10 protein-coding genes are annotated in these 13,005 nt (G+C 38.2%); 1 reads left to right on the top strand and 9 read right to left on the bottom strand.

The genetic code is table 11. From position 1 onward, the window contains the following. Positions 1-354 precede the first annotated feature (354 nt). From queA to IGJ32_RS01020, 5 genes are all read right to left on the bottom strand, one after another. A complete protein-coding gene (gene queA, locus IGJ32_RS01040; protein WP_010720324.1) occupies positions 355-1,386 on the bottom strand; it encodes a tRNA preQ1(34) S-adenosylmethionine ribosyltransferase-isomerase QueA in 1,032 nt (343 codons plus the stop codon). 128 nt (positions 1,387-1,514) lie between these two features. After that, entirely contained in the window at positions 1,515-2,225 is a 711-nt protein-coding gene (locus tag IGJ32_RS01035; RefSeq protein WP_342081908.1) for a hypothetical protein, read from the bottom strand. 159 nt (positions 2,226-2,384) lie between these two features. Then, complete coding sequence (locus tag IGJ32_RS01030; protein ID WP_010720326.1) at positions 2,385-4,208, bottom strand: amino acid permease; 1,824 nt, start codon at positions 4,206-4,208, stop codon at positions 2,385-2,387. 560 nt (positions 4,209-4,768) lie between these two features. Next, positions 4,769-7,474 (bottom strand): YhgE/Pip domain-containing protein, encoded by a 2,706-nt coding sequence (locus tag IGJ32_RS01025; RefSeq protein WP_342081907.1) that lies wholly within the window; start codon positions 7,472-7,474, stop codon positions 4,769-4,771. A 258-nt stretch (positions 7,475-7,732) separates the two neighbouring features. After that, a complete protein-coding gene (locus tag IGJ32_RS01020; protein WP_161637979.1) occupies positions 7,733-8,677 on the bottom strand; it encodes an NADP-dependent oxidoreductase in 945 nt (314 codons plus the stop codon). Between the two features lie 222 nt (positions 8,678-8,899). Here IGJ32_RS01020 and rpsN point away from each other — a divergent pair, with 222 nt between their 5' ends. Beyond that, positions 8,900-9,169 (top strand): 30S ribosomal protein S14, encoded by a 270-nt coding sequence (gene rpsN / locus IGJ32_RS01015; protein ID WP_010736862.1) that lies wholly within the window; start codon positions 8,900-8,902, stop codon positions 9,167-9,169. A 323-nt stretch (positions 9,170-9,492) separates the two neighbouring features. Here rpsN and IGJ32_RS01010 read toward each other — a convergent pair whose 3' ends face one another. The 4 genes from IGJ32_RS01010 to cshA all read right to left on the bottom strand — a co-directional run bounded on the left by IGJ32_RS01010 (position 9,493) and on the right by cshA (position 12,994). After that, positions 9,493-9,855: a type II toxin-antitoxin system PemK/MazF family toxin gene (locus IGJ32_RS01010; protein ID WP_010720330.1), complete on the bottom strand. Its 363-nt coding sequence runs from the start codon at positions 9,853-9,855 to the stop codon at positions 9,493-9,495. A 10-nt stretch (positions 9,856-9,865) separates the two neighbouring features. Continuing rightward, positions 9,866-10,987 (bottom strand): alanine racemase, encoded by a 1,122-nt coding sequence (alr, locus tag IGJ32_RS01005; protein WP_010720331.1) that lies wholly within the window; start codon positions 10,985-10,987, stop codon positions 9,866-9,868. A gap of 15 nt (positions 10,988-11,002) precedes the next feature. After that, positions 11,003-11,353 (bottom strand): holo-ACP synthase, encoded by a 351-nt coding sequence (acpS, locus tag IGJ32_RS01000; protein WP_010720332.1) that lies wholly within the window; start codon positions 11,351-11,353, stop codon positions 11,003-11,005. 129 nt (positions 11,354-11,482) lie between these two features. Next, on the bottom strand, positions 11,483-12,994 hold the full coding sequence (cshA, locus tag IGJ32_RS00995) for a degradosome RNA helicase CshA (RefSeq protein WP_010720333.1): 1,512 nt from the start codon (positions 12,992-12,994) through the stop codon (positions 11,483-11,485). Between the last annotated feature and the right edge of the window lie 11 nt (positions 12,995-13,005).

Here is a 13,005-nt window from a genome sequence, read left to right as displayed (position 1 = left end):
TGTTTCAACTGTTGAAGATGTAACAAAAACAAGATTTTTTGTTTATCAAGAAGAAATTCAACACGGTACTTTGCATGGGTCATGGAAAGTTACACTTATTTTGTTTATTTGATTCCTTCCGCATACGAAGAGCTGGGCTTATCGAGAGCCCAGCTTTTTTTGTCGCCTGAGTTTATTTATCTTCTGCAATAAACGAATCCATGTCTCCTACACTTTTTAATTCCAACTAAAACAAAGAATAGAAAAAAATCAGTCAAAGAACCCATTTTTCTAGTTGAGGATTCTTTGACTGATAATTTATAATGGGCAATTACTGCCATTTTGTTTAATTGTATTGAAACAGCTTTTTTATCTTTATTTGACAAACATTGCATCGCCGAAACTAAAGAAGCGATAACGTTCATCAATAGCATGTTGGTAAGCTGCTAATGTTAATTCTCGTCCAGCAAAGGCACTCACTAACATGACTAACGTTGATTTTGGTAAATGGAAGTTTGTTGAAAAGGCCTCTACTACTTTAAATTGATAACCTGGTGTGATGAAAATATCTGTCCAACCACTATCTGCTTTGATTTCACCATCAAATTTAGTTCCAATCGTTTCAAGTGTACGGATCGAAGTCGTTCCTACGGCGATGATCTTGCCACCATTTTGACGGACTTGATTTAAGCGACTTGCTGCTTCTTCTGTTAGACGATAAAATTCACTGTGCATATGGTGTTCTTCAATCTTGTCCACACTGACCGGCCGGAATGTTCCTAACCCTACGTGAAGTGTCAAATAAACGAGTTCTACCCCTTTTGCTTCGATTTCTGCTAACAATTCTTTGGTAAAATGTAATCCAGCTGTAGGAGCTGCTGCTGACCCGTTTTCTTTTGCATAAACAGTTTGGTAACGATCTGGATCCTCTAAACGTTCTTTGATATAAGGAGGTAAAGGCATTTCGCCCAATGATTCCAACGTTTCAAGAAAAATACCTTCGTATTCAAATTCAATGATTCTTCCGCCATGTTCTAATTCTTCTTTGACAACTGCTTGTAAGCGACCATCACCAAAGGTAATCCGCGTGCCTACTTTTGCTCGTTTTGCCGGTTTGATCAACGTTTCCCAAGTATCTCCTTCTGTATTTGTCAAAAGTAATACTTCGAGGTGTGCACCTGTTTCAATTTTTTCACCATATAAACGAGCTGGCAACACACGTGTATTATTCATCACTAGCGCATCTCCTGGATGCAATTCTTCTAAGATGTCATGGAAATGTTTATCCGACATTTCCCCAGTTGTACGATCTAAAACTAGTAACCGAGAATGGTCACGGTCTTTTAGTGGTGTTTGAGCGATCAACTCTTCTGGTAAATCAAAGTCAAAATCTTCTGTTGTTAACATATCGTCACTCACTTTCTATCTTCTGCCTTGTCATTCTAACATTTTTACTGTTGCCTTGGCAAAACCCGCACTCGAAAAAAGAAGAAAGAGAAACGAACGAACAAACCGATTTCTTGCAAGTGATCGTTTTATTTTTTTATAGATTTGATTGCCTCATTGATATGATTGAGTTCAAAACGTTTAATTGTGCCTCCAAACTCCACAGTGATTAAGTCATTCAATTTCTTTGCATCCATTTCTTTGACAATCGCTAAGACCCCTTCTTGTCCTTCTGGGATACAGTTAGCAATATAATGAAAAACATTTTTAGATTTTTTCTCTGCATGATGCGCTTGCCCAAAACCAATGACATCGCCAATTGCCCAGCCAAAAATCGCCCCTAATGGACCACCGATAAAGCCAATGATAATACCTAAAATACTATCACGCCACTCATTCTTTTCGCCTGAAAGATTCTCAAAATCCATCACTGTGAATCCTCTTTCGTCAAACGCGCGTTGAGCTAACATCACTTGTTGAACCTCAACATCTGGTTTTAGATCATTTCTTTTAAGTTTATTGAACACTTCTAAGCAGTGAACATCTTCCGCCATGTTGATCACTATTAGTGTATTTTCCGGCTCTACTTCGATGTTTGGATCCAGAGCTAGATCTTCCATTTCATAAAAAGAAGAATAATCATTTAGATCACCTGAAGCAATTTTAGCCATCAACATTTCTGACTTATTGAGTTGATCGTCAGATACTTTTTGAAAGTTGCCCATTTGATCCTTGATTTCTTTATATTGATCTTCCGTCAAGACTTTCCCATTTTTAGTATTTCTATAATATTGTGCCATTGTCTTTTCAGCTCCTTCAAATAAATTGGATAAACATGTTCTACTAAAAAAATACATCAATTAAGTGACACTTTTTTATTTATTTTTTTTGTAATTATAAAATAAATAAATAAAAAAATGCCTGAGTTTCTCACTCAAGCATTTTTTTGTCTTTAACATTTATTTCTTCAAATGATAACTATACGTACTTATCACGATATTTTCTCGCCAAGATAAACGAAGTCTTAATCGTAAACTTGTTTGATTGTGTAAGATATTTTGCCAACGACGGTTTGGTACAAACTGTGGAATCAATACTGTCGTCGTATAGTTTTGTTTTGCGGCATTTTTACTTACCAGATCAACGTAGCGGATAATTGGATTTTCAATGGAACGATAAGAAGAATGAACAACTGAAAAACGGACATCAGGAAAATGTTTCTTAAAGTCTGCTTCAATTTCTTTTTCTTTTGCTATATCTTCATCCAATGACACGTGCATGGCCACCACATAATCCCCGATCGAACGAGCATAATTGATCGCACCGATGTTAACACGTGTGACATTTCCTACTAAAACCAGCACGGTATTTCCATCATAGTCATGTAACTTGGCGTCCGTTTCAAGTCGCAACTGTTCTGCTACCTTTTTGTAGTGATCATGAATGCGATAGAAAATATACATCACAATTGGCATGATGATAAAGAATGGCCAAATATCACCTAAGCGGTAAACGAACAAAATCGCAATGATCGCATAAGAGATAAACGCACCTGTGATATTTGCAATAGATTTTCCTAACCAGTTCTTTCCTTCTTTTTTCCATTTAACGACCATTCCTGTTTGCGATAGCGCAAAAGGAATAAATACACCGATCGAGTATAACGGAATCAAGCGTTCCGTTGAACCATGGAAAATAAATAAGAGAATGATCGAACCAAAAGCTAATGTCATGATCCCATTTGAGTACCCTAAACGATCGCCACGATCTTGATACATATGTGGCATGAACTTATCTTTTGCCAAATTGTATGCTAATACTGGGAATGCAGAGAATCCAGTATTGGCAGCAACCGCCAAGATCAAAGCGGTAGCAAATTGTAATACATAATACAATACGCCATGGCCAAAGACAGCTTTCCCAATTTGAGACAATACAGTAACTTCTTTTTCAGGTACAATCCCATACCAATAGTTGATGAACGTGATACCGACAAAGAAGAAGCCTAAGATCAAAGCCATCATTGTTAAAGTTGCTGCTGCATTTTTTGCTCGAGGTTTCTTGAAAAATGGTACGGCATTACTAATTGCTTCAACCCCTGTTAAAGAAGAAGAACCAGAAGAGAATGCTCGCAAAATCAATGCGATCGACACCCCTGGGATTGCAGCTCCAGGTAAGGCTGTTGCATGTAATGGTACGGCACCAGTAATGATATTAAACAGTCCGACCGCAATTAGCAACGTAATCACAATGATGAACGTGTAAACAGGGAATAGCAAGAAAGAAGCCGATTCCCTTAACCCGCGTAAATTCAGCATCATCAAGAGCAATACGATTGCAACTGAGATTGCTACTTGGTGACCATACAATGCGGGGATTGCCGAGGTAATCGCTTCGGCACCAGCTGACACGGAAACAGCTACCGTCAACATATAGTCGATCAACAAGGAACCTCCAGCGATCAACCCGGCATTTTTCCCAAGGTTTTCACTGCTGACGACGTAAGCTCCTCCACCTTGAGGATACGCGTGAATGATTTGACGGTAAGAGAGAGTTAATGAAATCAATAGAATAATAACAAATGCTGCAATTGGCAGTGAATACCAAATGGCTGCAGTTGACAAGGCAACTAAAACAACCACAATCTGCTCTGTACCGTAAGCAATGGATGATAAGGCATCCGATGACAGCAATGCTAACGCGGCAAAACGAGTTAATTTATGCTCGTCGTTTTCAGCAGATTTCAACGGCTTACCTACTAACAACCTTTTTAAGTAGTCCAATTTTTTTACTCCTTTACACACATATTTACTTCAAAATTATTATTGTCAAAATTAAAAAAAATTTATCTTAAACAAGATGTTATAGTACGCTCCCATAATATAAAAGTCAATAAACTTTCATAAAATTAATTGAAAAAAATTAGAAAAAAAACAGTATTTTTTTCAATCGTACGTTAAATTAGCAAATGCCTTACATTTCAACGACTTTTTTCCTTTTCTGTCAAAAAATGTAACATCTCACTCATCGAGATTTTTCTTTCCTATTCAATAAAAACTTTTACTTTTCGTAGAACTTGAACAACCAGCACTTTCCAAAAAATAAGTAAACGGACTGTGATTTTTTCTAGCAATCATCAATCATTGTGGAATCAGCCATAACAAACTTTACTTTTCTATTTTCAATTTTTTCAATTAAACTCGTTGTTTCTACAAAAAGAAAAAAATAGCTCCTCTGATCACCTAAGCTCTGTTAATAAAATAAAGGCCTTGTCAGACGAAAATATATGACTATTTCTGTCTAACAAGGTCTTCTTTTTTCAAACTGGTTATTGCTTTAACTACTAGTGGAAAATATGACTCTGATGTGCTGCTTCTTTGAATTTGACCATTTTTTCTTGGAGATAAGGCGCAACAGCCGTTCCAATAACACCAAAGCTAACGAATAGACCAATCATGATCCAAATCGCATTTGCAGCATTTGGCCAATAGATTCCTCCTGCTGATTCTCGTAATAGATTAACCGCATGAGTGAATGGCAAGAATGGATTGATCATTTGGAAGAACTTCCCTGATACTTGGATAGGATAGTTCCCACCTCCACCAGAAATCGATAGCACGAGGATAATGATCGCAAGTCCCTTCCCAACATTATCAAATAGCGCCGCTAAAACATACACGATCATCATAAAGGCTAGCGAGATCAAAACGGCAAAGGACACGCTGTAAACTGGATTATGGACATCTACACCTAATAAAAAGATATTTCCTAAAGTAACGATCAAACTTTGTGCGATAGCCATCGTTAAGAACGTGAGCATTCGAGCAACAAATTGTTCTCGTTTTGTAAAATTGTTTCTTTCTTTTTTACCGAGATAATAATCGGTTGTCGCTACACTTGAGAGTAAGACAGCTCCCACCCACAAGCAAAGTGCTGTATAAAACGGCGTACTTGCCGATCCGTTGTTTGCAATTGGATACATCGTATTGGTTTTTAATTCTACTGGTTGCGTAAAGAAGTCACTCTCTTTCGTGGCATCTAGTTTCAATAATTTGATCACTTCTCCTAGATCAACTTCTTTTTCTCCTTTACGAATAGCATCTGCTGCTTTTTGGATACCTGTCTTGATGTTTGGCCAATCATTATTGATCAAATCAGCTGCTGCATTTACTGCCGTTTCAACTTGTGGCATTTTTTCATTCGCTGTTGTCATCGTACTTGTGATTTCATTTTTGATCGTTGGCCAGTCATTTTGGATAAAGTTAGCAGCTGTACTCAATTTGTTGGCTAACACTGGCAAATCATTATTATACAGATCGGCTCCTTTATTGATCCCATTGACGATCGTTTCCATATTACCATTCAACATGGTGTTTGCATCATGGATCTCTTGTCCGATCGCTGGCATTTCTTTTTGGTACTTCTCTAATATCGCCACTGCATTGGTCACTGTTGCTTTTGTTGAATTTAACAGCGAATCAAAATCGATTTGGTCAGCCTTGCTTAACGCACCTTGAGCTGTTTCAATCGTACTGATGACTTGATTTAATAGTGAATCAACGGTTGAACTGACTTGGTTCACATCGATTCCAGAAATCAAGTTATTGACATTTTCAGCAGCAGTTTGAACTTCCTCTAAGATCTCACTTACTTTTTCGACATTGCCTTCTTGAATGGCTTGTTTCAACGCAGGCAGGCGATTTTGTAAGCCGCTTAAAACTGGTTTGATACTATTTAATGTATCAATTATTTTTTGAAGTTTGGTATTACCCGTTTGATTCTGTAGCTGTGTCAAAAAGGTAATCAACTGATCAATCGCTTGTTGCTGTGCTGGTAAACTATTATAGAGATTATCCAATAGACTGAGTAAGTTTTTCTTCTCGTCTTCCGTCAATTGATGGTCTGTGATTGCTTGTTCAACATTCTTTGCAAATAGACCGATGGACGTTGCTGTCTGACTAATTGATTGTACCGTTGTATTCACGCTTGTTGTGATACCTGGTAATGCATCTTTTAACTGCTCTGCACCTGATTTTGTTTGAGTAGCTAGATCTTTTGCTTGTGTTTCTAATTTCTTCACGTCAGGTAAGATTTCTTGGACTTGTTGAATGATCGACAACCCTTGTTTCGCTTCAGTGATTCCTTGATCCATCGTTTCTTGGATCGATGAAAAATCCTGATCGATCTCAGCAATTTGTCGACCTGCATTTTGGATTTCCGGTATTTTTTGTTGTAAATCTAAAATGATTTTCGCTTGCTCTTGGAGCTGTGGCATTTTATCATTCAGTGCAACCACTTTTTGTCCCATTTCATCGACTTGTGGGAGATAGTCCACAAATTCATTGGCTTTGTTTAACTTTTCTTTAATAGAAGGTAGTTGTTTTTGTAAATCGAGTACTTGTTGCGTATAACCGTCGATCGTATCAAGGTTCTCATCCGTTGAAAGTATCATTGATTTGACCTTATTGATACTTACTAGATTCGAATCAATGTCATAACCGATCTCGTTAAAGACCTTCAATAACGTTGAACTAGCTGTCTTGATAAATTCATCTGTAATTTGGGTTTGGATCGCAGAAGCTCCTTTATCGGTGATCTTAGGAGCAATCGCATTGATTTTCTCATTCACCGTGTATTCGATTTTTGGCTTTCTGATCTCTCCACTCGTAAAACTTAACAAGTCTTCTGAGAAATCCTTCGGTAAGTAGATTCCTGCATAATATTTCCCAGAACGAACCCCTTGTTCCAGTTCTGCTTTTGAGTCAACGAATTGCCATCCGAGTTGTTTATTGTCATGAAGTGATTTGATCACTTCTTTCCCAATTGCGACTTCTTTCCCACGAAATTCTGCCGGTTGATCTGCACTGTAAACCGCAATAGGCAATTCACCGGTATTTCCGTAAGGATCCCATAACGCTTTGATGTTGAACCACGCATATAATGAAGGGATAATCATAATTGCAATGATCAAAAGTGTAGCAATTGGATTTTTAAAAATTCTTTTCCAGTCAAGTAGATATAATTTTAATGTGTTTTTGATTGACCGCATAAATATCCCCTTCTTCTTTTTTCAGCTGCATTACTTTACCATGTAAATCATGTAATTTTCAATTCCCTTTTTTCAAAAAGCTCGATAATTTAGACATAATAGTCAAACTGTCCGATTGTCTGACCATAGAATTGAAGAAATAGTTAAATTTTACATGTACCACTTTACCATTAAATAAAGCAGAAAGAAATTTTCATGCTAAAAATCAGAAGAAGAAAACGCATCCAGAAAAAGTTTGCTCCTTTTACCAGCCCAGCTCTAATCATAAGTTAATACGATTTTACCTGCAGAGGGGTGTCCTTCAAGTTGATGGTGTGCCCAGATTAAATGATCAAGAGTTGCAGCTAATTCTTCTGCTACAAAAATTTGGTAATTTCCTGTTTTATATGCGGCAATTAAATGAGTCAAAGCTTCTTGATCTGAGTATTCTTTTCTAGGAACAAAAGTCTCATAAAACCCATTTTTTTTCTGACGAGATGCAAGGGAAGGCAATTCGTTCAACGCAACATAATGACCTTCTTCTTTCATAATTTTGATAGCCATGTCTCCCGCGATGCTTCCTTTCGTCGCATCGATCACAATATCTGCTTGATTACTGAATACTTCTTCAGGATTTTCTTGATCATAAGAAGAAAAATGAGTAACGCCTAAACTTCGGACTAATTCTTCATTTGTCTTTGATGCACTAGCAAACGTCCGAATCCCTTTTTGATGAAGTAATTGGATCAAACTAGTTCCTACGCCTCCTGAAGCTCCGGTCACCATTACCGTGTCAGTTGGTTGGATCGTTAGCAGATGATTAATCACATTGTAAGCAGTGATCCCCGTCGTTACCATTGCAGCCGCTTCTACCCAACTCATTTCATCTGGTATTTTAGCCACTTTACTTGCTGGTAAGACGATTTCTTCACCGTAAGCACCTGACACAGGATGAACGACTACACGGTCCCCCACAGCAAATGAATCGACGTCACTTGCTACTTCCGTCACGATTCCTGCACCATCATTCCCTAATACGTAAGGGAATGTTAAGGTTCGAACTTCCTTCATCTTTCCTGAACGCAAAGCGACATCATAAGGATTGATACTAAACGCTTTCAATTCCACACGAAGATGATTTGGCGTGACCTCCCTTGGTGTGTCTACTATTTCTTGAAACACCTTTTCAGCTGGCCCATAACCACTAATAGCAAACCTACGCATCTCTACCCCCTCCTTTTCTTCTAGTTTACGTGTAACACCACTATTTGACAAAAAAACTGTTTTAATCGCATCGGTGGTCTTTCTCTTTCATAGAGAACAAGAGAAGGACTAAACATTTTTAGAAACAAAATAATTGTTTTATTTCTCACACTATGTTAAGGTATCTACACTAAACCGTAATTTTTACGATTTGAAAAATTAAAGAGATTATTGGAGGAAAATATGGCAAAAAAATCAAAAATTGCAAAAGCTAGAAAACAACAAGAAATGATTGCCCGCTATGCTGATTTACGACAAGAGTTAAAAGCGAATAAAGATTATGAAGCCTTACGTCAATTACCTTTAGATGCACGCCCTGAGCGTTTGAAAAACCGTGACTTGATCGATGGACGTCCTCGCGGATATATGCGAAAATTCGGCATGTCTCGTGTGAAATTTCGCGAACTAGCTCATCAAGGACTGATCCCTGGTGTCAAAAAAGCTAGTTGGTAATTAGTATTAGACAGACGAAAGATATTCTGGCAAAATAGCAGTCACTCTCTGAATAAGATAAACTAATCAAACACATATAAAAAAAGCCGTAAGGACTAAAGATAGGAAAACTATTTTTGGTCCTTACGGCTTTTTTATAAGTTGAACAATGCTGACTCAACTTTTTTCTTATCATTATCCAGCATTTTTTATTAAGAGTCAGAAACGACCGTATAGCGATTGACATCATTAACGCTCAGATCCAACGATTTCTCTTATAACCTTTGTTGATTGACATTCAAGATAATTAGCTTGTTCCTTTTATATGTAAAGGCATAATGTGCTTATTTAGCGACAGGGGTCAATGCTTCGATACCTACACTGATTTTAAGTGCATGATCGACTTCTGACATAATTCCTCGATCTAAATGACAAACTTTTTCTTTTAATCTTGATTTATCAATTGTTCTGATCTGTTCAAGTAAAATGACAGAGTCACGTTCGATTCCAGTACCAGTTGCTTTTATTCCAATATGCGTAGGCAATTTAGGTTTGGCCATTTTGGCAGTAATGGCCGCCACAATAATCGTTGGACTAAAATGATTCCCTAAATTATTTTGAATAACTAAGACAGGTCGTGTCCCGCCTTGTTCTGAACCCACGACTGGAGAAAGGTCAGCAAAATAAATGTCTCCTCTTTTTACCATAGGATTCTCCTTACTCTTCATATTCTCTAGGAATGCGCGTTCCTAGTACACAGGCTACCTCATAGTGGATCGTACCTAATTGATCCGCTACTGCTTGCATCGATATCTCTTTTTCCTGATTTTTACCAATCAAAGTAACCTTTGTTCCCAGTGGAACTTCCTGAGGTAAACGGATCATAATTTGATCCATACACACACGTCCGACAATTTCACATAAATTTCCATCCACTAGGACGGAAAAGCCTTGCATGTTTCGTAACCAGCCATCCGCATAGCCAATCGGGATCGTCCCGATCCACTCTGGTTGATCGGTAATATAGGTTTCCCCGTAGCCGATGCCTTCACCTTTAGCCAAACGTTTCACTTGGATCAACTCAGAAACTAACTCTAGTGCGGGTTCCAATGGATACGGTTCTGGCAGTGCATGCCCTGAAGGATTTAACCCATACATTGCTACACCAAAACGAATCATGTTACCAATTTTTTCATCATGCCATAAAGCAGTAGCACTATTACTTACATGAACATACTTAGGTAAAGCAGGCAATGCATCGATTGTCTCTATAAAACGTTGATGTTGCTGTTGCCAATACGTTTCATCCGCTTGATCAGCCGTTGAGAAATGGGTGAAGATCCCTTCCCATTCCAATACAGCACTTTCTTGAATAAATGAAACTGCCTCTACGACTTCTTCAGGTGTCAAAAAACCAATCCGTCCCATGCCGGTATCAACTTTCAAATGAAGTGCTAACGCATGTTTCAGCTTTCTTTCTTGCAGATATTCAACAGCCTGTTCTAACCATTCTTTGTTTCCTACAGTGATCGATAAATCATGGACAACCGCTAAAGTCAATGCGTCAATGGGAATCATATTCAATACTAAAATAGGTTGTGTGAATCCCGCTTCCCGCAATTCAATCCCTTCGTCTAGATTAGACACACAAAATCCAGTAGCACCTCCAGCCAGTGCAGCTTCTGCTGTCTGGACTGCTCCGTGCCCGTAACCATTTGCTTTGACTACAGCAAATAGCTCTTTTCCTTTTGGTAATCTAGCTAATTCTTTTTTGACATTTTCAGTAATAGCTTTTGTATGTATAATGACTCTTGTAGGTCGGTGCCAAGCGACAACCATGATTTTTCCTTCTTTCTAATCTTCTAAAATAATTTGTGCAAACGCTAATTCATCCGTATGCGTGATACTAACAAAACAAGTACCTGAATGAGGTGATTTTGTGACTACAGGTTGTCCTGCATCATTTTTTAAAATTTCAATTTCTTGAAACGTCACCTTACCAATACCAGTTCCCCACGCTTTTGAAAAAGCTTCTTTGCAAGCGTAACGCCCTCCGAGAAATTCTACTTGTCGGTGAAAAGGCAGGATTTGAAATTGCTCGATTTCATTTGGCGTCAACACTCGGTCGATAAAATTTTGTTTTTCTTTGATGATCTTTGCAATCCTTGGTAACTCAACTGCATCAATCCCAATTCCTTTAATCATAGACTCTACTCTTTTCAAAAATTTTAGAACACTCTCATTCTACCAAATTCTCGGTATTTTACCACCAATATGTCCATAAATAACTAAAAAGAAAGCTCCTCTTAAAAAAGAGAAGCTTATCATTTATTATTAATCGTTATTTGTACGGATCACAAATCCACGTTTTTTATCGTTTTGACGCTTACCGCCATCTTTTTGATGGTTATTATTTTTACTGTAGCCACCTTTTGATTTGTTGCCACGGTAGTTGTTATTATCGCGTCGATTACGGTTATTTCCGCCGCCACGTTTGCCATTTTTATTATAGCCTTTTTTCTGCATTGGCAATGGACGTTCTGGAGTGATTTTAACTGGTATTGCATCAGAAGGATCCTTCGCAGTCGTTTTTAGTAACAAAGCTACTAAATCTTGTGCAGAATACTCTTCAAGCAATTTATCTGCTGTTTGCAAATACTTGTCTAAGCCGTTTTCTTCAAGCTTAGCTTCAATTTGTTCCACTGCAGCACCTAGTTGTCCCTTGAATGCTTCTTTTTCAGTTGGCGGACGTAGAGTAGCCATCCGTTTTTTCGTTAAGTTCTCAATAACATGTAGGTAGCTCATTTCGTTTGGCGTAACGAATGTCACTGACATCCCGCCTTTACCCGCACGACCTGTACGTCCGATACGGTGAACATAACTTTCTGGATCTTGTGGAATGTCATAGTTGTAGACGTGAGTCACGCCTGAAATATCCAAACCACGTGCAGCTACATCCGTAGCAACTAAAATATCTAAATGACCATTTTTAAATGAACGTAAAACACTCATTCGTTTTTGTTGTGAAAGGTCCCCATGGATTCCTTCTGCACGATAACCGCGAGCTTCTAATCCACGTGCCAATTCATCAACACGTCGTTTTGTACGACCAAAAACAATCGTAAGTTCTGGTGTTTGGACATCGAACAAACGTGTCATGATATCGAATTTTTCGTATTCTTTTGCTCGAACATAATATTGATCGATTAAGTCAGCTGTCATTTCTTTCGCTTTGATCTTCACGTGTGTTGGTGATTTCATGAATTTCACGCCGATATTTTTGATTGCAGGTGGCATTGTTGCTGAGAATAATAATGTTTGGCGTTCTTCAGGTACTTTTGAAATAATACTTTCAATATCTTCCAAAAAGCCCATGTTCAACATTTCATCTGCTTCATCTAGAACTAATGTTTCCACTGTTCCTAATTTCAATGTGTGGCGGTTGATGTGATCCAGCATACGTCCAGGTGTTCCTACGACAATATGTGGACGATCTTTCAATCCACGGATTTGGCGACCGATATCAGCGCCTCCGTAAACAGCTTGTACACGTACTCTTTTATCACGACCAAGACGATAAAGCTCTTCTTGTGTTTGGATCGCTAATTCACGTGTCGGTGCAATGACTAACCCTTGCAATTCGTGGCGATTAGTGTCGATTTTTTCTAACATCGGCAAACCAAAAGCAGCCGTCTTACCAGTCCCTGTTTGTGCTTGTCCAATCACATCTTTTCCAGACAATGCTAAAGGGATTGTTTCTGACTGGATCGGTGTTGCTTCTTCAAAACCAGCACGCTCTACTGATTTCAATAATTCTGGTGATAATTCTAATTCTTTAAATTTCAAATGAATCCTCC

Origin of the sequence: Enterococcus sp. DIV1639a (assembly GCF_050530445.1) — a bacterium.
Classification (GTDB): Bacteria; Bacillota; Bacilli; order Lactobacillales; family Enterococcaceae; genus Enterococcus_B; species Enterococcus_B hirae.
The sequence above is the reverse complement of the archived record's forward strand: the minus strand, read 5'-3'. Positions and strand labels throughout refer to the sequence as shown.

What these genes read in the sequence shown, in the direction of transcription:
- queA (WP_010720324.1), bottom strand. Translation starts at nt 1,386, where the DNA reads ATGTTAACAACAGAAGATTTTGACTTTGATTTACCAGAAGAGTTGATC.
- IGJ32_RS01035 (WP_342081908.1), bottom strand. Translation starts at nt 2,225, where the DNA reads ATGGCACAATATTATAGAAATACTAAAAATGGGAAAGTCTTGACGGAA.
- IGJ32_RS01025 (WP_342081907.1), bottom strand. Translation starts at nt 7,474, where the DNA reads ATGCGGTCAATCAAAAACACATTAAAATTATATCTACTTGACTGGAAA.
- IGJ32_RS01020 (WP_161637979.1), bottom strand. Translation starts at nt 8,677, where the DNA reads ATGCGTAGGTTTGCTATTAGTGGTTATGGGCCAGCTGAAAAGGTGTTT.
- rpsN (WP_010736862.1), top strand. Translation starts at nt 8,900, where the DNA reads ATGGCAAAAAAATCAAAAATTGCAAAAGCTAGAAAACAACAAGAAATG.
- IGJ32_RS01010 (WP_010720330.1), bottom strand. Translation starts at nt 9,855, where the DNA reads ATGGTAAAAAGAGGAGACATTTATTTTGCTGACCTTTCTCCAGTCGTG.
- alr (WP_010720331.1), bottom strand. Translation starts at nt 10,987, where the DNA reads ATGGTTGTCGCTTGGCACCGACCTACAAGAGTCATTATACATACAAAA.
- acpS (WP_010720332.1), bottom strand. Translation starts at nt 11,353, where the DNA reads ATGATTAAAGGAATTGGGATTGATGCAGTTGAGTTACCAAGGATTGCA.